The 17,717-nt window shown below is 32.0% G+C and carries 20 protein-coding genes; 3 read left to right on the forward strand and 17 right to left on the reverse strand.

The features are described 5' to 3' along the window. Positions 1 to 157: 157 nt before the first annotated feature. Positions 158 to 628 (reverse strand): 30S ribosomal protein S7, encoded by a 471-nt coding sequence (gene rpsG / locus HYY52_04890; protein ID MBI2996023.1) that lies wholly within the window; start codon positions 626 to 628, stop codon positions 158 to 160. Between the two features lie 3 nt (positions 629 to 631). After that, positions 632 to 1,051 carry a 30S ribosomal protein S12 gene (locus tag HYY52_04895; protein ID MBI2996024.1) on the reverse strand — a complete coding sequence of 140 codons (420 nt, stop codon included), beginning with the start codon at positions 1,049 to 1,051 and terminating at the stop codon, positions 632 to 634. 155 nt (positions 1,052 to 1,206) lie between these two features. Between HYY52_04895 and HYY52_04900 the strand changes: the two genes are divergently transcribed. After that, entirely contained in the window at positions 1,207 to 2,334 is a 1,128-nt protein-coding gene (locus HYY52_04900; protein ID MBI2996025.1) for a PAS domain S-box protein, read from the forward strand. 13 nt (positions 2,335 to 2,347) lie between these two features. Then, on the forward strand, positions 2,348 to 3,688 hold the full coding sequence (locus HYY52_04905; protein MBI2996026.1) for a response regulator: 1,341 nt from the start codon (positions 2,348 to 2,350) through the stop codon (positions 3,686 to 3,688). Here the strand turns inward: HYY52_04905 and HYY52_04910 are convergent. The 15 genes from HYY52_04910 to HYY52_04980 form a co-directional block, all read right to left on the reverse strand. Continuing rightward, entirely contained in the window at positions 3,677 to 4,171 is a 495-nt protein-coding gene (locus HYY52_04910; GenBank protein MBI2996027.1) for a bifunctional nuclease family protein, read from the reverse strand. The genes HYY52_04905 and HYY52_04910 overlap by 12 nt on opposite strands. 157 nt (positions 4,172 to 4,328) lie before the next feature. Continuing rightward, positions 4,329 to 7,871: a DNA polymerase III subunit alpha gene (locus tag HYY52_04915; GenBank protein MBI2996028.1), complete on the reverse strand. Its 3,543-nt coding sequence runs from the start codon at positions 7,869 to 7,871 to the stop codon at positions 4,329 to 4,331. 38 nt (positions 7,872 to 7,909) lie between these two features. Beyond that, positions 7,910 to 8,341, reverse strand: a complete 432-nt coding sequence (locus tag HYY52_04920) for a DoxX family membrane protein (GenBank protein MBI2996029.1) — start codon at positions 8,339 to 8,341, stop codon at positions 7,910 to 7,912. Continuing rightward, a complete protein-coding gene (gene rpmA, locus HYY52_04925; GenBank protein ID MBI2996030.1) occupies positions 8,338 to 8,595 on the reverse strand; it encodes a 50S ribosomal protein L27 in 258 nt (85 codons plus the stop codon). The genes HYY52_04920 and rpmA overlap by 4 nt, the downstream gene beginning before the upstream one ends. A 4-nt stretch (positions 8,596 to 8,599) precedes the next feature. Beyond that, positions 8,600 to 8,956: a 50S ribosomal protein L21 gene (gene rplU / locus HYY52_04930; GenBank protein ID MBI2996031.1), complete on the reverse strand. Its 357-nt coding sequence runs from the start codon at positions 8,954 to 8,956 to the stop codon at positions 8,600 to 8,602. Between the two features lie 25 nt (positions 8,957 to 8,981). After that, complete coding sequence (gene smpB / locus HYY52_04935; protein ID MBI2996032.1) at positions 8,982 to 9,419, reverse strand: SsrA-binding protein SmpB; 438 nt, start codon at positions 9,417 to 9,419, stop codon at positions 8,982 to 8,984. Further along, on the reverse strand, positions 9,419 to 10,162 hold the full coding sequence (locus HYY52_04940) for a UMP kinase (GenBank protein MBI2996033.1): 744 nt from the start codon (positions 10,160 to 10,162) through the stop codon (positions 9,419 to 9,421). The genes smpB and HYY52_04940 overlap by 1 nt, the downstream gene beginning before the upstream one ends. Further along, a complete protein-coding gene (locus tag HYY52_04945) occupies positions 10,150 to 11,079 on the reverse strand; it encodes an elongation factor Ts (protein ID MBI2996034.1) in 930 nt (309 codons plus the stop codon). The genes HYY52_04940 and HYY52_04945 overlap by 13 nt, the downstream gene beginning before the upstream one ends. Beyond that, positions 11,076 to 11,918: a 30S ribosomal protein S2 gene (gene rpsB, locus HYY52_04950; GenBank protein ID MBI2996035.1), complete on the reverse strand. Its 843-nt coding sequence runs from the start codon at positions 11,916 to 11,918 to the stop codon at positions 11,076 to 11,078. The genes HYY52_04945 and rpsB overlap by 4 nt, the downstream gene beginning before the upstream one ends. Before the next feature lie 154 nt (positions 11,919 to 12,072). Beyond that, positions 12,073 to 12,807 carry a cytosolic protein gene (locus HYY52_04955; protein ID MBI2996036.1) on the reverse strand — a complete coding sequence of 245 codons (735 nt, stop codon included), beginning with the start codon at positions 12,805 to 12,807 and terminating at the stop codon, positions 12,073 to 12,075. Then, a complete protein-coding gene (locus HYY52_04960) occupies positions 12,804 to 13,655 on the reverse strand; it encodes a site-specific DNA-methyltransferase (protein ID MBI2996037.1) in 852 nt (283 codons plus the stop codon). The genes HYY52_04955 and HYY52_04960 overlap by 4 nt, the downstream gene beginning before the upstream one ends. Positions 13,656 to 13,874: 219 nt before the next feature. Further along, positions 13,875 to 14,405 (reverse strand): PDZ domain-containing protein, encoded by a 531-nt coding sequence (locus tag HYY52_04965; GenBank protein ID MBI2996038.1) that lies wholly within the window; start codon positions 14,403 to 14,405, stop codon positions 13,875 to 13,877. A gap of 52 nt (positions 14,406 to 14,457) precedes the next feature. Then, the gene (locus HYY52_04970; GenBank protein MBI2996039.1) at positions 14,458 to 14,676 is read right to left on the reverse strand and encodes a hypothetical protein; all 219 of its coding nucleotides are present in this window, start codon (positions 14,674 to 14,676) and stop codon (positions 14,458 to 14,460) included. A 122-nt stretch (positions 14,677 to 14,798) separates the two neighbouring features. After that, positions 14,799 to 15,623, reverse strand: coding sequence for a rod shape-determining protein MreC (mreC, locus tag HYY52_04975; GenBank protein ID MBI2996040.1), 825 nt, complete (start codon positions 15,621 to 15,623; stop codon positions 14,799 to 14,801). Positions 15,624 to 15,646: 23 nt separating this feature from the next. After that, positions 15,647 to 16,687: a rod shape-determining protein gene (locus HYY52_04980; protein ID MBI2996041.1), complete on the reverse strand. Its 1,041-nt coding sequence runs from the start codon at positions 16,685 to 16,687 to the stop codon at positions 15,647 to 15,649. Between the two features lie 128 nt (positions 16,688 to 16,815). Here HYY52_04980 and HYY52_04985 point away from each other — a divergent pair, with 128 nt between their 5' ends. Next, positions 16,816 to 17,706 carry a methylenetetrahydrofolate reductase gene (locus tag HYY52_04985; protein MBI2996042.1) on the forward strand — a complete coding sequence of 297 codons (891 nt, stop codon included), beginning with the start codon at positions 16,816 to 16,818 and terminating at the stop codon, positions 17,704 to 17,706. Positions 17,707 to 17,717: the final 11 nt, after the last annotated feature.

Raw genomic sequence — 17,717 nt, forward strand, 5'->3', positions numbered from 1 at the left:
ATCTTTATTTTCCAGTAATTCCTCAATATGGTTATTTCAAATGGCCTACAGAAAAATCTATTTTTCAGACCTAAAATGCTTTATTTGATCCCAATTCTGCATTCTACGAAAAAAATTAATTGTTAAGTTTTAAACTTGCGCGAGAGCTTGTCAAAAGTTAATATCTATAGTGAGCAAATGCTTTGTTTGCTTCTGCCATTTTATGTGTGTCTTCCCGTTTTTTAACAGCAGTACCTTGGCCATTTGCTGCATCAATTAATTCATTGGTTAATTTTTCCATCATGGATTTTCCTGGCCTTTTTCTTGCAGCTGTAATTAACCATCTTGAACCTAGAGACTCACCTTCAAATTGTCCTACTTCAATAGGAACTTGATAAGTGCTTCCACCAATTCTACGTGCTTTTACTTTTACAAGCGGTGTAACATTTTTAATTGCTTTTTTAAAAGTTTCCACAGGTTCTTGATCGCTTTTTTGTTTTATTAAATCCAGTGAGTTGTAAACAATTTTTTGTGCTATTGATTTTTTACCTCTTTGCATTATGCGGTTTATAAATCTTTGTATGTGAATAGATTTATATCTTGTGTCTGCAGAGACTTTTCTTTTATCTACTTTTCCTTTACGTGGCATGTTTTAAGCTACTTTTCCTCCTGTAGGTGTTGTGGCAGTTGTAACTGGAGGGGCTTGACCTTCTTTTGCACCATATTTAGATCTACCTTGTTTTCTGTCTTTTACACCTTGTGCATCAAGTGCACCCCTAACAATGTGGTACCTAACACCTGGTAAATCCTTAACTCTCCCACCTCTTACTAAAACAACTGAGTGTTCTTGAAGATTGTGGCCTATTCCAGGAATGTAAGCTGTAATTTCTGCACCGTTTGTAAGCTTTACCCTTGCTATTTTTCTTAAAGCTGAATTTGGTTTTTTAGGTGTAGTTGTTTTTACTTGGGTACAAACCCCCCTCTTTAAGGGACATGATTGCAGGGCAGGTGATTTTGTTTTTACTTTTGTTTTTTTTCGTTCTTTTCTAACTAGCTGATTTATTGTAGGCATTTATGGCCAATTCCTTTCAAGGACTCTATTTTATATAGATTAAAATAATTATTAGAAACATTTCATATGCATGCAAAGTAAAATACTACTATGTTTTACTAGTTTCTTGTCAAATAAAGTATTTTATCTATGTGTTTTAAGAAAAATATTAAGAAATGAGAATTAAAGCAGAAGAATTGTTAGACGCTATTGTTTCATGTTCTCCAGATGGTTATATATCATCTGATGAGTTTGGGAAAATTACTTTTGTAAATGAAACAATTGAGCGAATTACAGGATGGAGTTTAGAAGAGTTATTAGGGATGGATACTCGAAAGGTGTATGCATTGCCTGAAAGCTTATCAGTAAAAATAAGCACTGGTGAGTTAAGTAGAGAACAGCAGGCAGCTACTTTATTTAGGCATGACGGTAAAAAATTAATCTTAAAAGCTAGACAAATTGAAATTAAATCCAAGTCAAATAACCAAAATAAAAATAAATTTAAAGGATACCTGACAATTTTTCATATTGACGATTCTTTAGATTCGAATATAGATCAAGCACAAATTGAGTTTATAAGTACTGTTAGTCATGAACTTAGGACACCACTAACAAGTATTAAAGGCTTTGCAGAAACGTTATTAAGATCTGGAGATAAATTAACAGAAGAAAATAAGAAGAAATATATAACAATAGTTAAAGAACAAGCTGAAAGACTTACTAGATTGGTAGAAGATTTGCTTGCAGTATCAAGATTAGAATCTCAAAATTTTGAGCTTACAATAAGAGCATTGAATATAGTTAAATGCATAAATAAAGTTTATGACTCATTAGCTTCAAAATCCACTGAACATAAAATAGTTAAAAAAGTAGAAAAAGATATACCGCTTGTTTGGGCAGATGCAGACAAGCTAGAACAGATACTAACAAATCTTATAGATAATGCTATTAAATATTCACCTAAAGGTTCAAGGGTTTCAATATCAGTATCTTCTATTTTAAGTGAAAAGAATGTAAAAAATAAATTAAAGATTGAAATTACTGATCAAGGCATTGGAATAAGTGCACATGATCTACCTAAAATTTTCAGTAAGTTTGGTAGATTGGATAATCCTTTAACTAGGCAGACACAAGGTACTGGCTTGGGATTGTTTATTACTAAATCATTAGTTTTGACTTTGAAAGGGGAAATATTTGTAACAAGTAAACCAGGTGAAACAACATTTACAGTAATTTTGCCTGCTGTAATCCCTAACCAAGGAATACCTTTAACTTCAGAAGTAATTTCAAATAAAGGAGGTTAAAGAATAACAAGCAATGACTTCTATTCAACTTACACCTAGAATACTTTTAATAAGCAATGAAGACAATAAGAATATTACATCTGCACTAAAGCAAGCTGGTTTTAAAATTGAAGTAGTTAATGAAATTAGCAGTGCAGAAAGTAGTCTTAAGATGCTTAAACCTGATCTCATTCTCATATATAGTGAGATGACAGGTGATCATGGATTAAATTTTTGTGGATTTGTAAAAACTATTGAAATTACTCCTCGTCCAGTTATTGTTTTTCTAGTTCATGAAAATAATCCTGATGAAAGAGTAGAAGTCCTTAGAGCAGGTGCAGATGATGTGATTTCTTATCCAATTTCTGGAAAAGAAATTGCATTCCGAGTAATGGCGCATATAAGAAGAAGACATGAGACACATGTTAATTTACTTACGGGATTGCCAGATGCAGTGATTATAGGCAATATATTAGAGCATTGTTTAGCTGAAATAGACAATTGGGCTGTTCTATCAATTGATTTAGATAATTTAAGAGTTTATAACGAGGCTTATGGAGAAGCACGTGGAGATCAAATGATTAAAGCTTTAGCAGCAGTTTTAAAATCAGTGCTAAGTGGTGATGATTTTCTGGCTCATCGTGATAGTGATGACTTCTTACTTGTAGTAAGAAACAAAAATGCTGAAGCAATTGCTGAAGAAATTTGTAGAAGGTTTGATTTTATTGCACCAAGATTTTATACAAAAGAAGATGCACAAAGAGGCTATGTAATTGGTGTAGGTCCTAAAGGAATAAGAAGAAGAATACCATTAGTATCAATCAGTATTGGTGTTACAGCTAAAGGTCGTCGTAATTTTTTAAGTGCTTTAGAAGTCCTTCAAGCTGCTAGAGACATGAGGTATTTAGCAAAAAGTAAAAATGGATCAGATTGGGTAAGTGATAGGCTTAGGTTGCCTGTAAGTGAACAAATACAAACCGAAAAAAGAATAAAAATTTTAGTTATTGAACCTGATGCTTCTATGTCCTTGCTTTTAAGAGATACCTTAGAGCTAGAAGGTTATGTTGTAGAAGTTGCTCATAGTACTAATGAAGCATGGTATTTAATTAATAATTGGCGTCCAGAACTAATTTTATTGGAAACTGAAATTGTTTCTAGTGATACAAGTGGTTGGGACTTAGCAAGAAAGATTAAACAAGATCCTAACTTAGCAAGTATATGGCTTGTAATGAGTACTAAAAGTTCAGATTATAGTAAAGCACTTGAATGTGGATGTGATCTTTATTTACCAAAACCATATGAGTTACAGGTTTTGTTTTCAGAGATTAGATATCTTTTAAGGGCAAGAATTAAATCAAGTGTATTAATCATCTGAGGTTGTTAATTTAAAGTCAGAGGCTTTTACATTTTGTAAGAAGTCTTTAAATGCTTCTGTATCATCTTCATCTGATTCAAACTCAGTTGGAATTGTACCAGTAGAAAATACTTTTTCAGAAATTAGTATTGGGCAATCAACTCTTAATGAGATAGCAATTGCATCACTTGGACGTGAGTCAATAGGGACGAGCTCGCTAATTGAGTTTTGTAAAACTATGGATGAGAAATATGTGTTTTCAGTTAAGTCATTGATTTCTATGTGGTGTACTTTATGCCCTGTCCCCTCAATAATTTGGATCATTAAATCATGTGTTAAAGGTCTTTCAGGTTTAAATCCTTCTAGTGCTCTAGCTATAGCTTGTGCTTCTGCATGTCCAATCCAGATAGGCAAAGCTCTTTTTTTTGTAGAATCATTTAATATGACTAAAGGATGATTATTCCTTACATCTAATGCTATTCCTGTTACAAACATTTCAATCATTATTAAAATATCCTTTACTTACTTTTTTATTTTATTTATTTTTATGCTTGAGGTGCCTTTCAGTCAGTGTTACTTTAATTCTACATAATTACTTTATCTTTTAATAATATATTCCCTAGGATAAGCATTTTATTCCCTTTACTAGCTCTTAAGATTACTAGCTAACACTAGAAAGTTGCTCTTTAAAGGTGCTTTTTAGTAGATTGTTATTAAATGGTTCTAGTATTTCAACATTAGTCTTGGGGAACAGTTTCGTTATACTCGTTGTTAAGCTTTCTTGTGGTTGAGTCCAAAATTTGTGGTCAAGTACAAAAGTTTTATTGTTTTCTTTTATTTTAATTAACACTGGATAAAGAGGGTTTGGTTTTTCTTTTTGAAGGGTACTTCTTAAAGAATGAATTGTGGTGTAAGCATCAGAATTTTTTGTTGTGTCTGAAGTAATTTCAATTGATAAAACTTTTACATTTTCTAGAGGTTGCATTGCTTTTATTTGTAGACTTATATCGCCTTCACTTTTTTGCTGGACCCTGCCTAAAATAATTACAGGCGTTTCAGGAACTAAAAACTCTCCATATTGCATTAACTCACTTGAAAATATTACAGCTTCTATTTTTCCATATATATCTTCTAGCTGTACTATGCCAATTATTTTATTTGCTTTGGTAAGTTTTTTATTAACGTTACTAATAACTGCTATTAAAATAATCTCGCTGTTGTCAGGAATTTCTTGTAGTTCAGCTATATTGCAGGTTGTAGATTTTATTAAGTAATCAGGGATATTATCCAATGGATGACTTGTAATGTAAAAGCCAGTTAATTCTTTTTCCATGAGTAATAATTCTTTTTTTGTATATTCCTCATGTTTACTTCTTGTACTTTTAGAACTTCCATTTAACAAAAAAGATGTATCAATTGAAGAACCAAATAAATTTAACTGTCCACTTAATATTGTTTCTTTTCTTTTTTGAGCTAGACTAATAATTTCATCAATTGATTCAACCATGTGCTTTCTAGTTTCTTTTAATGAATCAAAAGCACCTGACTTAATTAAAGATTCTAAAGCTTTCTTGTTTATAACTCTTAAATCTACAAGATTACAAAATTCATTTAAGGAATTAAAACTACCATTTTCTGCTCTTGCTTTTATAATTTCATTTACTGCGCCTTCGCCAATATTTTTAATAGCAGTGAGCCCGAATCTTATGGAATTATTTTTTGTGTCAGAAGTAAAATTTACTCCAGATAAATTTATATCAGGAGGCATAATTAAAATACTCATTTTTTTACATTCAGCCATGTAATATTTCAATTTATCTTGGTCATCTTTTACACTGGACAATAGTGCTGTCATATACTCAATGGGATAATTTGTTTTTAAATAAGCTGTTTGGTAAGTAAGCATTCCGTATGCAGCACTGTGTGACTTATTGAAACAATACTCTGCAAAACTTACCATCATGTCATAGATTTCTTCAGCATGTCTTGAATCGTGTTTGTTTCTTTTAAAGCCATCTATAAATTTCAAACGGTATTTTGCCATCTCTTTTGGTTTTTTCTTTCCCATAGCTTGTCTTAGTAAATCTGCTTCACCAAGTGTAAATCCAGCAAGCTTTTGTGCAATTTGCATTATTTGTTCTTGGTAAACAATAGATCCATATGTATCTTTTAAAATAGGTTCTAATTCAGGCAACAAGTAACGAATTTCTTTTCTACCATTTTTTCTGTCAATGAACTCATTTATCATTCCTGTATCTAATGGTCCTGGTCTAAACAAAGCAATGAGAGCTGATAAGTCTTCTATGGTTGAAGGTTTCATATCTCTAGCTACTTGTCTCATGCCTGATGATGTTTCTAACTGAAATACTCCAGCTAAGTGTCCATCAGAAATCATCTTAAAAACTTTTTCGTCATTTAGTGGAATGGAATTTAAATCTATAGATATGTTCCTTGTTTGTTTAATTATTTCAATTGCTTTATTTAACATGGTTAAATTTCTTAAGCCTAAGAAATCCATTTTTAAAAGGCCTAAATAAGCTAGATCATCCATGCTGTATTGTGTGATTGTTGTACCTTCATTATTTTTTGAAAGAGGGACAATTTCATCTAACGGTTTATCTGATATAACAACACCTGCAGCATGTACACCAAATGTCTTATTTATTCCTTCTAATTTTTCTGCAAGTGTTATGATTTCTTTAAAATCTGCACTGGATTTGTATTGGTGAGTAAACTCTGAGTGATTTTCTTTCATCCAGGCAAGTTCTCTTGGTTTACCTCTTACAACAGGAATTAGTTTTGCAATCTTTTCTGACTCACTGTAAGGATAATCAAGGACTCTTGCCATATCTTTAATTACTGCTCTTGAAGCTAGCTTATTAAATGTAATTATTTGTGCAACCCTATCATTACCATATTTTTTTCTTACATATTCTAAGACCTCATCTCTTCTTTCAATACAAAAATCTGTATCAATATCAGGAAGTGCTTTTCTTTCAGGATTTAAAAATCTTTCAAACAGTAGATCGTATCTTAGTGGATCAATATCAGTAATATTTAGTGCATATGCAACAATTGAACCTGCTGCAGAACCTCTTCCTGGCCCTACAGCAATTTTATTGTCTTTTGCAAATTTTATAAAATCCCAAACAATTAAAAAATAATTAGCAAATCCAAGATTAAAAATTACTTCTAACTCATGTTCTGTTCTTTCTTTTATTTCAGAATTAATCTCACCATATCTTTGTTTAATTCCTTTCCAAACCAGTTCAGATAAAAATGATTCTTTTGTATGATTAGGGTTAATTGGGTATTCTGGCAGCCTAGTATAAGTGTTGGATAAAATTTTATAATCTTTTATTTTTTCAGCAATTTCAAGAGGAGTAATTAAAACAGCTTGCTTAATTGTTTCTTCATCTAAGTGATCTGAAAATAACAAGGACATTTCAAAACCGTTTTTTAAATATTCAGTACCTGTGAAATGCAATCTTGGATAATCTTTTACAAATTTATTTGTTTGAAGACATAGTAGTGCATCATGTGAGATAGCATCTTCTTTATTTGTAAAATGACTGTCGTTTGTTGCTACAATTTTTATTTTTAATTCTTTGGATAAATTTACCATTAATGGGTTTACATATTTTTCTTCAGGGATTTTGTGATCCTGAATTTCTAAATAAAAATCATCTTTAAAAATACTCTTGTAGAACTCTGCTATTTCTCTTGCACGTTCATATTGTCCACTTAAAATTATGTTAGGTACTTCACCACCAAGACATGCTGTAAGAGCTATTAAATCTGAAGAATGTTTTTTTAAAAACTCTTTATTTATTCTTGGTTTGTAGTAAAAGCCTTTTAAGTTACTTTCAGTAACTATTTTTGAGAGATTTATATAACCTTTATCATTTTTTGCAAGAAGGATTAAATGGTAAAGAGGACTTCGTACAGACCTGTCATGATGATCTCCATTTACAATGTATACTTCACAGCCGATAATAGGTTTAATACCTTCGCTTGTTGCTGTCTTATAAAGTTCCAAAGCTCCATACACAACACCATGATCAGTAACAGCAATAGCAGGCATATTGTTTAATTTTGCTTTTTTTACAATATCTTTTATTCTGCTTGCACCATCAAGCAAACTATATTCTGTATGAAGATGAAGAGGTACATGTTGGGGGATATCTTTTGTTTCGACTTGCATAGAAAAATTTTAACACTCAGTTGTAAGCTATAGCTAAGTTATTTTTTAACTACCTTAGCTTCAAGTCCCCAGAGACTTCCTGCTTTATTTGCATAAGCAGCAAATTGTGAAAAAATTAATATGATATTTATAAATTGAGAAGGTACTGATGTTGCAACCAGGTAGTAATTTATATTCATAAATATTCCAACAAGGGTCCCAATAACCATTGGGAATCCTAAAAGAAATGTAACTCCTGTAAGGATTTCTCCCCAAATTGTCAATTGAGCAAAAATATATGAATGAGGTAACACATACTGAGTTAAATAATTACTGTAAAAATCAAAATGACTAGATTGTGAAAGGTTTTTTATTGTGGCAGGGAAAGTATTAATAAACTGTGGATTAAAAAGTTTACTTAAACCAGCTGTAAGCCAAACATAGCTTATTGAAAGTCTAAGGAGTAGTAGAGAAATTTTACTAAGGTTCATGATGTTGCAGGTATAACACTAACTAGTTGTCTGCCTCTTCTTCGTTCAAATTTTATAGTTCCGTTTGTAAGGGCAAATATTGTATGATCTTTGCCAAGTCCTGTGTTTCTTCCTGGATGAAACTTAGTTCCTCTTTGTCTAATGATTATATTTCCTGAAAGAACCTTTTCTCCACCAAAGCATTTAACTCCTAAGTATTTAGGATTACTGTCTCTTCCATTTCTTGTTGAACCCACACCTTTTTTAGATGCCATTGGTTTATCCTTTTTTATTTCTTATTTCTGCTTTTTCAAGAACTTTTCCATCAAGCTCTATATTGTCAACGAAGACTTTAGTATGCAGTTGCCTATGCCCTTGTTTTTTACGAGTACCTTTTTTAGGTCTCATTTTATAAACTACAACTTTATCATTTTTACCTTGCTCAATTATTTTTCCATTTACAACTGCACCTTTAATAAACGGGCTTCCAATCTTAGATTCTTTTCCTGAAACTAACATTAATACATTACTTAAGGAAACCTTTTCATCTGTGTTGTGTGGAAGCTTTTCAACAAGGATATTTTGGCCAGCTTTGACTTTTAATTGTTTTCCACCTGTTTCTATTACTGCATACATAGCTTTGACATTTTAACATAACTTCTTAACTTCTCGACTTAGCTTCTTTTATAGTCCTTTGCAATTCTTTCTTTTTAATAGCTTCCCTTTTGTCATACATCTTTTTACTTTTTGCAAGAGCTAATTCTAATTTTGCAAAGTTATTTGAAAAGAAAATTTTAAGTGGAATTAATACTAAGTTTTTTTCTCTTGTTTTTCCATAAAGCCTTAAGATTTCTTTTTTGTGTAAAAGAAGTTTTCTTTTTCTAAGTGGATTGTGATTAAACCTGTTTCCAAACTGGTAAGGAGAAATATGGCAGTTGTAAAGCCATGCTTCTCCTTTTTCTATTCTTGCAAAACTGTCTTTAAGTTGTGCTTTTCCAGATCTTATTGATTTAATTTCTGTACCAGTTAAAACTAAACCACAGATAATTGAATCTTCAATATTATAATCATACCTTGCTTTCCGATTTTCAATTACCATTAACGCTTTTGAACTTGAAGTCTATTGCCAATATACGTACCTATTTTTTCACCTTGGACTATTTGGTTAATTAATCCTTTTGAACTAAAATCAAAAACAATTATAGGGATGTTGCTCTCTTGAGCAAGTGCTACTGCTGCTGCATCAATTACTTTTAGTTCTTTACTTAAAACTTCATTGTAAGTTAGGTGATTATATTTTTTTGCAGCTGAGTTTCTTTTCGGGTCGCTATCATAAACACCATCAGTACCATGTTTTGCCATAAGCAAAATATCTGCATCTACTTCTGCTGCTCTTAATACTGCTGTAGTGTCTGTAGTAAAAAATGGATTCCCAGTTCCTGCTGCAAAGATAACTACTCTTTCTTTTTCAAGATGCCTGATTGCTCTTCTTCTAATATAAGGCTCAGCAATTGCTCTCATTTCTATTGCTGATTGAACCCTTGTGTTTACACCAATTGACTCTAAGACACCTTGTAAGATAAGGCTGTTCATTATAGTAGCTAACATACCTACATAATCTGCTGCAGCTCTATCCATGCCTAAAGCTGCACTTGCTTGAACACCCCTAAAAATATTTCCACCTCCAACTACTACTGCTATTTGAACTCCAAGCTCATGAGCACTTTTTACTTCCTCTGCTATTTGATTTACTATTTTTGTATCAATCCCATTTGGCTCGGAACCCATTAAGGCTTCGCCTGATAATTTAAGTAAGATTCTTTTATATGCTAACTTTGACATGTTACATTAAGCTGCACTTCTTTTGTCTTTTCTGTGCTTTCTCCAACATTGTATCGTACAAATTGTGCAACTTGAATGTCAATGTTTAATAGTTTACTTTTGTCTTTAATTAATTTTTCAATTGTAATGCTTTGGTCTTTTATAAAAGGTTGATCAAGCAAGCATCTTTGTGAAAGTATTTTATCTAATCTTCCTTTTACAATTTTTTCAGCAATTTCTTTTGGTTTTTGTGCTAAATCTTCTTTACCAAGCTCAATCCTTCTTTCATTTTCAATGATTTCTAGAGGTATTTTTGTTTTGTCTATAAATTCAGGCTGTGGTTGGGCTGCAGCAATGTGCATTGCAATATCTTTTGCAAGCTGTTCAAGCTCTACTGCACAAACTACAGCGTCTCCATTTGTAATTAATTTAACGAGAACTCCAATTTTATTTCCAATTGGATGTATGTAGGTTCCAATGATTCCACTTGTGTTGCCTAATTCACAGACCTCAAATCTTCTTATTTGTATATTTTCACCAATTATTGCAATCTTGTTTGAGATTAATTCTGAGATTGTAGTTCCATTAAGTGTAGATTTTAACAAACCATCAATAGATTTAGGTCTATTGTTTAAAGTTATATCTGCAACTGTTTTTGCTAAACTTAAAAATAAATCATTTTTTGCAACAAAATCAGTTTGGGTGTTTATTTCAATTATCACTCCATTTTTTTTGTCATTAGAAATTTTACTTATAACAATACCTTCAAGTGCAGTTTTTTCAGCTTTTTTTGCTGCTTGAATTAATCCTTTTTGTCTTAAAATTTCGCTTGCTCTTTCAAGATTTCCATCTGCTTCTTTAAGCGCGTTTTTACACTCCATCATTCCAGCACCAGTTTTTTGCCTTAAGCAAGCTACATCTTTAGCAGTAAATATCATTGTTGTACTTCCTGTGGTATTGTAATTTCTTGTACTTGAGTTGTAACAGGAGCTTCCTGAGTTAAGTCTGCTGATTGTTTTAGAGATTGCTTTATGTTCAGGGCTCTTTTTGAAAAACTGTTTTTAGGAGTGCTTGTTTTGTGAACATCAGGTATTTGTCCTTCACGTCCTTCAATAATTGAATTTGCAATTGTACTTAAGATTAATTTTACTGATCTAATTGAATCATCATTTGCTGGAATAGGATAATCAATTCCTTTAGGATCGCAATTTGTATCTATAACTGCTACTACTGTAACATTTGTTTTTTGAGCTTCTTTAATTGCAATTTGTTCTTCTTGCCCGTCAATGACTACTAAAATATCTAGTTTCCCTCGCATGTTTTTAATTCCGCCAAGAGTTCTTTGCAGCTTTTCTAATTCTTTATTAAACACAGCTAATTCTTTTTTGTTTGAGTGTGCAAGTGTTCCTGATTCTTGCATTTCTTCAAGCTCTCTTAATCTGTTTAATCGCTGCCTTATAGTGTCAAAGTTTGTAAGTAAACCTCCTAACCATCTTCTGTTTATAAAGAATGCTCCACATTTTATAGCTTCTTCTTTTACAATTTCTGAAATGTGCCTTTTTGTTCCTACGAAAACAATATTTTTCTTTTGTAAGGCTGATTCTTTTAAAAACTGACAAGCTTTTTCCAAAAGCTCTGATGTTTTAACTAAATTTATTATGCAAATACCATTCTTATCACCATAAATATATGGCTGCATCTTTGGATTCCATTTTTTTCTTTGGTGACCTAGATGTGCACCTGCTTCTAGTAACTCTTTAATTTGAACTTCTCCCATTAGATATATTTTATATTTCTTTTAACAAATATAGCTTGGACATTTTACCATGATTAATGATATGGAAACATCTCTTTTAAATCAGCTGGTACTAAAATAGGTCCAGATAAATACCTGTTTTGATTAAAATGAAGCACTATGCCAAGTTCTAGGTCTAATTTTTTGCAGAATTAAACTCAACCAGCTTTTTCCAGTTGATCACCCCATTTATGCAAAAATCTTTCATGAACTTTTGTGTAAAGTCATTTATAATTTGGCTGTAAACTTTATAAAAATAATCGTTTTTTTCTTTGGCTTTATATCCAATTGGCTCAATAATTTCAGTATATAAATTAGTGTCATCTGATATAAATTCCCAAAATCTTTGACCACATAGCTTTTTGTAATCTTCTTTTTTATCTGAGCTGTCCTCAATTCCATAACAGCAGCCATTAATAGCTTGTATGTTAATTTTGCGATTACTAGTCTTTAGTATCTTTTTAGCTTTGTTGAAATTATCAATCATTTTTTTAACTTGTTGGCTATTACCCCAGTTTGGACCTGATTTAATTGACACTATGTAGTGTAATCCATCTTTTCTGAACTCTAAATCTATACCTTCAGCTGATGATTTGTACCCAGAGTAAACTTTTGAACATATAAATATTGCTAGTCCCTCCAAAAATTCACCAAAAACGGTTTCTTCTTGCGATGATAAATATGCCTCTAGTAATTTTTTCACCAATTCTTGTGCTTGCAATATGTTTTTTGCTTTAAAGAGATATGGGTTCTTTCTTTTGAGAACCTCTTTAAGTTTTAATTCTTTAAGTTTTTTTATTCTATTTTCGTGAAAAGAGCTAATATTCTCTTCAACATAACTTCTAATGTCTTTAGTATTTAGTTTCCTCATACTGCTGGCATAAGTTTTAGTTGATAAGGAGTACAATCAGCATCATCTATATCCTCTTTTGCCATATCATAATATTGTTTCATGACTTCTATTCCTATTGAGTTTCTATTCATTTTTTTTGCGGCTATTATTGTTGTCCCCGATCCCATAAAGGGATCTAATACCCAGTCACCTTCTCTAGTAAAGAGCTTAATAAACCATTGTGGCAAAGCTTCAGGAAATGCTGCACTATGATTTTTATTAGAACACTCAGTAGCAAGGTGAAGAACATTATTAGGATAAACCATTTCTCTTCCTAGCCAATTTTCAATTCGCTTTCCAAACCCACTTCCTACTCTTGATTCGTCTCGTATTTTATCTCTTTCACTGAGTCTTTTAAGCCTAGCTTTTGCCCATTCACCGGTAGCTACCATAACTTCACCTTGAAACATGTTGAACTTTTTAGTTTTGTTGAATTGTAGTAGCCTTTCCCAGGCATCTCTAAATCTATTTGGCCATTTTCCTGGATAACAGTTTTTTTTATGCCAGATAAATTCTTCAGTCCATAACCACCCTTGTTTTCTCATCTCTAAAATTAAATTGATTACGTAGGTATGTCTTTCACTGCTTACCACTTTTTCTTTTATGTTTAGTATAAAGGTACCACTTGGCTTTAGAATTCTAAGTAGTTCATATGAGATAGGCAAGAACCATTCAACATACTCATCTGGGCCAATTCCTCCATAGGTGTTTAACCTACTATCTGCATATGGTGGTGAGGTAACGACGAGATCAATAGAATTTTTCTCTAGCTTTTTTAAAACTTCCCTACAGTCGCTTAGAATTAACTTTGTTATTGTTTTTTTCATATTGAATAGTATTTGCAAATTATCTAAGGGTTGATTTTATAGTTTTGTGTATCAAACATCAATAGGCTAGTAAATTAAGTTAGAAAATGAATAATTTTGACAGTACTTAAAATTCAAAAACCCTAGATCAATATATTTTTTCATTATCGGCTTGAATATTTTACCATGCATGAAATTGCTTCACTGTGCTCGCAATAGCAGTTAAAAGTTTTTGGTTGTTTAATGGTATGGAAAAAAATCTTGAGGATTAACCGGGACAGTAATAGGTCCAGATAAATACCTGTTTTGTATTTCAGGAGAAAAGTTTGCTAAATCTTCCCTTATTAATTCTAAGTTGAGCATTGAAGTACCCCTTGTAATAAAAACTTTTACTTTTGTACCTGGTTCCCCTGAAAGTAGCTGGTATACACTGTCAGAATTTAAGTTCTCAGTTCTAATTCCATCAATTGAAAATATTAAATCTCTTGGCCTTAAACCGGCCCTACTAGCTGGTGAATTAGCATAAACCTCCTCAATATAGGAAGGAAAACCTACTTGATGTATAAATCGTAGTCCTATTACCCCAATGCCAGTTAATGGTTTTACTTTTGCAACATCTTCTCGGATATTACCTTTTAATTTAATGCTTTGTTCTTTTTCTGAATTGTTATGAAAAAGAGGCGCTTTAAGTTCTTGTTCATCTATAGCAAAAGCCTGAGTATAGCTAAAAAGTACTAGTAAAAATAAAATAAAATAAAATATTTTCTTCATAATTGAATTTAATCTAACTATCAAACGTTAAGTACTAATTAAGGATTAATAATTATATCGGCTCTCTTTGTTTTGTCTGTATTTTAATAGCTTCAATTAAATCATTTGGAGAGATAAAACCATGTTCAAGTAATATTTGCCCTACTGGCTTATGTTCTTTTCCTTGTAAATCTATAGTTTCTTGTTCTTTTAATGCAATGCTTAACTGTTCTTCAGTTAGGACACCAAGACTTATTAAAATTTCACCGAGTAAATATTTTTTGTGTGCCATTGTTTATATTATGCAACTATATCCTATATTACACAGAAAATCACTTAGTATAAATATAGTGTTCCCTTGAGTTTTAAAAATTATTCATTATTTAGGGATAAACCCAATTCTGCTGTTGCTTTTTAATCTGGTGAAAAGACAAGAACATTATTTAACGAATTTAAATTTTCAGAAAGTTGTACCTCAATATATAAATCAGATGCCTTTTTTTTCTTTTTACTAATTCTTATTACTTTACCTACTGGGTGGCCTGGAGGATATGTTGGTGAAAGTGATTTTGTAGAGATCCCTGAAGTTACTACCAAATCTCCAACCGCAATATTGGTATCTATAGGTATAAATTCAAGAAGACTGATAGAGTTAGTTTTTCCTGAAAGTATGCCTAATATGTTTTTCTTTGCAACCTTACATCCTAACTGATAACCTGGATCTGATATTAACTGGACTATTGAGTAGTAAGTATTTGCTTCAACAACTTGCCCAATTACCCCTTGTGGGCTTATAACAGAATCTCCAGTCATAACATTGTGAATGCCCCCTTTGTCTAAAATAATTTGTTTATGCCAGTTATCAGCACTTCTTCCTATAACAGTTGTAGGTATTGTTTTATATTTTAACCTTTTTTTTAAGTTAAGTAAGTTTCTTAAATTTTCTATTTCCTTTACTTGAGATTCTAGATGTTTGATTTTAATTTCAAAAAGTAAGATAAGTTTTGCTTGTTTTTTTACGAGCTCTTTAGAAGTAATTAATTCTCCTGCAATAGATTTTGTACTTGAAATATTGTGCAAAACATTATTAGTAAGTGAGCCAAGTAGAAAATATATCTCTTCACCAATTGCTTTTAATGGCCTTGCTAAGACCCATACAACAATCAATGAAATTACGAATGTAAAAATTAAGCGAGGGGTAATATTTTGAATAAATAAAGGCTTTTTAAATGAAACCATACCTTTAATTGTAAATTGTTAGCTTAGTCGTATTGTGTTCCTGCCTCTAAAATTCTACGAAGTGTTTTATCAATTAGAACTTTCCCTGTTCCAACAACAACACATGAAAGAGGATCTTCTGCTACATGTACAGGAACTTCTGTCTCATGAGATATAAGTTCATCTAAACCACTTAATAATGCTCCACCTCCAGCAATAACTATTCCCCTGTCATAAATATCTGCTGCAAGTTCAGGGGGTGTTTTTTCTAATGTTCTTTTAACTGCTTCAACAATTACTGCAAGTGGATCTTGCATTGATTCTCTTACTTCTGGCCTTCCAACTACAACAGTTCGTGGCAATCCATTTATAAGATTTAGCCCTCTTACTTCAAGCTTGTCATTGTCGTCACTTGCTTTAAATGCTGAACCAAGTCTAAACTTAATTTCTTCAGCAGTTCTTTCACCTACTGCAAGGTTATAAACTTTTTTCATATACTGGGTTATTGCTTCGTTTAATTCATCTCCTGCAACTCTAATAGATTCACTAACAACAATTCCTGAAAGAGATATTACAGCTACTTCAGTGGTTCCGCCACCAATATCTACAATCATACTTCCTATTGGTTCAGCTACTGGCAGACCTGCTCCTATAGCAGCAGCCATTGGTTCTTCAATTAAATAAACAGGCCCTGCACCTGCATTTTCAGCTGCTTCTCTTACTGCTCTTCTTTCTACTTCTGTAATTCCTGATGGTATGCCAATTGCAACTCTTGGTTTACCAAGTGGTCTTCCAAAATTACTTTTCCCATTAACTTTATCAATGAAGTATCTAAGCATCATTTCAGCATGACGAAAGTCTGCTATTACACCATCTCTAAGTGGTCTTGTTGCAACAATATGTGATGGTGTACGGCCAATCATTGCTCTAGCTTCTTCACCTACAGCTAAAACTTCTTTTGTTTCATTATTTACTGCAACAACAGATGGTTCTCTAAGAACAATCCCACGTTCTGAAGTACAAACCAATGTGTTTGCTGTCCCTAAGTCAATTCCTATGTCTCGCGATAACCTCTTCCAAAACATTTTTTTAAATGCTCCGTTGTTCAAAGCTTTAATCATAATCTTATCTCAACTTTTTCTTGTAAGATATAATCTAGTGTAATTGATTTTTATTAAGTGAGCAAATAAAAACCTTGTAAAAAATTAAATCCATGACACTAACTGAAGCAATTATCAAAAAAAAGTTTATTGTTACCTGTGAATTAGCACCACCAAAGGGTACAGACGTATCCAGCTTGGTTAATTTAGTTCTTTCTTTAAAAGATAAGGTAGATGCAGTTAACTTAACTGATGGGCAAGGTGGCAATATGAGAATGTGCCCTTTAATAGCTGCATCTTTTTTACTTAAAGAAAACTTAGATGTTATTTGGCAAATAACTTGTAGGGACAGAAATAGAATTGCACTACAGGCAGATTGTCTTGGTGCCAGTGCTATTGGTATTAAAAATGTTTTGCCAATGCGTGGTGATGATCCCCAATCAGGTGACAATCCAGATGCAAAACCTGTTTTTGATCTTGACACTACTGAGTTGATTAAGATGTTGAAAAATCTTAATCAAGGTTCTGATATGGCAAGTAATGAATTAAAAGGTAAAACCAATTTTTTAATTGGTTGTACAGCACATCCAAATGCTACTGATTTAAAAAAACAAAAAGAAATTCTTGATCAAAGATTTAAAATTGGTGTAAGTTTTATTCAAACACAAATTTGTTATGAAATTGATCAGATTAGAAGGTTTCTTGATTCATTAGGTGAGCTTGCAAAAAAAACAATCATTGGTATTACACCATTAAAAAATTTAAAGATGGCTGACTTTATGAATAGAAATATTTCTGGAGTTACAGTTCCACTTAAGGTTATGGAAAGGTTAGAAAAAGCAAAAGACCAGCGTCAGGAAGGACTAGAAATTGCAAAAGAAATTGTTTATGAACTCAAAAAAACAAATGCTGGTGGGATTCATGTTATGGCAGTAGGACAAGAGAATGAATTGCCTAACATTATCCAATTTCTTATTTCTTATAGGGTTCTCCCTGAGGCATGAACCTTATTTAA

Source organism: Candidatus Melainabacteria bacterium, from assembly GCA_016193285.1.
Classification (GTDB): Bacteria; Cyanobacteriota; Vampirovibrionia; order 2-02-FULL-35-15; family 2-02-FULL-35-15; genus JACPSL01.

Bases quoted from the DNA above. Each gene is read 5' to 3' on its own strand.
- rplU (MBI2996031.1), bottom strand. From the start codon at position 8,956: ATGTATGCAGTAATAGAAACAGGTGGAAAACAATTAAAAGTCAAAGCT.
- HYY52_04965 (MBI2996038.1), bottom strand. From the start codon at position 14,405: ATGAAGAAAATATTTTATTTTATTTTATTTTTACTAGTACTTTTTAGC.
- HYY52_04915 (MBI2996028.1), bottom strand. From the start codon at position 7,871: ATGCAAGTCGAAACAAAAGATATCCCCCAACATGTACCTCTTCATCTT.
- HYY52_04980 (MBI2996041.1), bottom strand. From the start codon at position 16,687: ATGTTTTGGAAGAGGTTATCGCGAGACATAGGAATTGACTTAGGGACA.
- HYY52_04985 (MBI2996042.1), top strand. From the start codon at position 16,816: ATGACACTAACTGAAGCAATTATCAAAAAAAAGTTTATTGTTACCTGT.
- HYY52_04945 (MBI2996034.1), bottom strand. From the start codon at position 11,079: ATGATATTTACTGCTAAAGATGTAGCTTGCTTAAGGCAAAAAACTGGT.
- HYY52_04955 (MBI2996036.1), bottom strand. From the start codon at position 12,807: ATGAGGAAACTAAATACTAAAGACATTAGAAGTTATGTTGAAGAGAAT.
- HYY52_04910 (MBI2996027.1), bottom strand. From the start codon at position 4,171: ATGATTGAAATGTTTGTAACAGGAATAGCATTAGATGTAAGGAATAAT.
- HYY52_04895 (MBI2996024.1), bottom strand. From the start codon at position 1,051: ATGCCTACAATAAATCAGCTAGTTAGAAAAGAACGAAAAAAAACAAAA.
- HYY52_04970 (MBI2996039.1), bottom strand. From the start codon at position 14,676: ATGGCACACAAAAAATATTTACTCGGTGAAATTTTAATAAGTCTTGGT.
- HYY52_04905 (MBI2996026.1), top strand. From the start codon at position 2,348: ATGACTTCTATTCAACTTACACCTAGAATACTTTTAATAAGCAATGAA.
- mreC (MBI2996040.1), bottom strand. From the start codon at position 15,623: ATGGTTTCATTTAAAAAGCCTTTATTTATTCAAAATATTACCCCTCGC.
- HYY52_04900 (MBI2996025.1), top strand. From the start codon at position 1,207: ATGAGAATTAAAGCAGAAGAATTGTTAGACGCTATTGTTTCATGTTCT.
- HYY52_04960 (MBI2996037.1), bottom strand. From the start codon at position 13,655: ATGAAAAAAACAATAACAAAGTTAATTCTAAGCGACTGTAGGGAAGTT.
- rpmA (MBI2996030.1), bottom strand. From the start codon at position 8,595: ATGGCATCTAAAAAAGGTGTGGGTTCAACAAGAAATGGAAGAGACAGT.
- smpB (MBI2996032.1), bottom strand. From the start codon at position 9,419: ATGGTAATTGAAAATCGGAAAGCAAGGTATGATTATAATATTGAAGAT.
- HYY52_04940 (MBI2996033.1), bottom strand. From the start codon at position 10,162: ATGTCAAAGTTAGCATATAAAAGAATCTTACTTAAATTATCAGGCGAA.
- rpsB (MBI2996035.1), bottom strand. From the start codon at position 11,918: ATGGGAGAAGTTCAAATTAAAGAGTTACTAGAAGCAGGTGCACATCTA.
- rpsG (MBI2996023.1), bottom strand. From the start codon at position 628: ATGCCACGTAAAGGAAAAGTAGATAAAAGAAAAGTCTCTGCAGACACA.
- HYY52_04920 (MBI2996029.1), bottom strand. From the start codon at position 8,341: ATGAACCTTAGTAAAATTTCTCTACTACTCCTTAGACTTTCAATAAGC.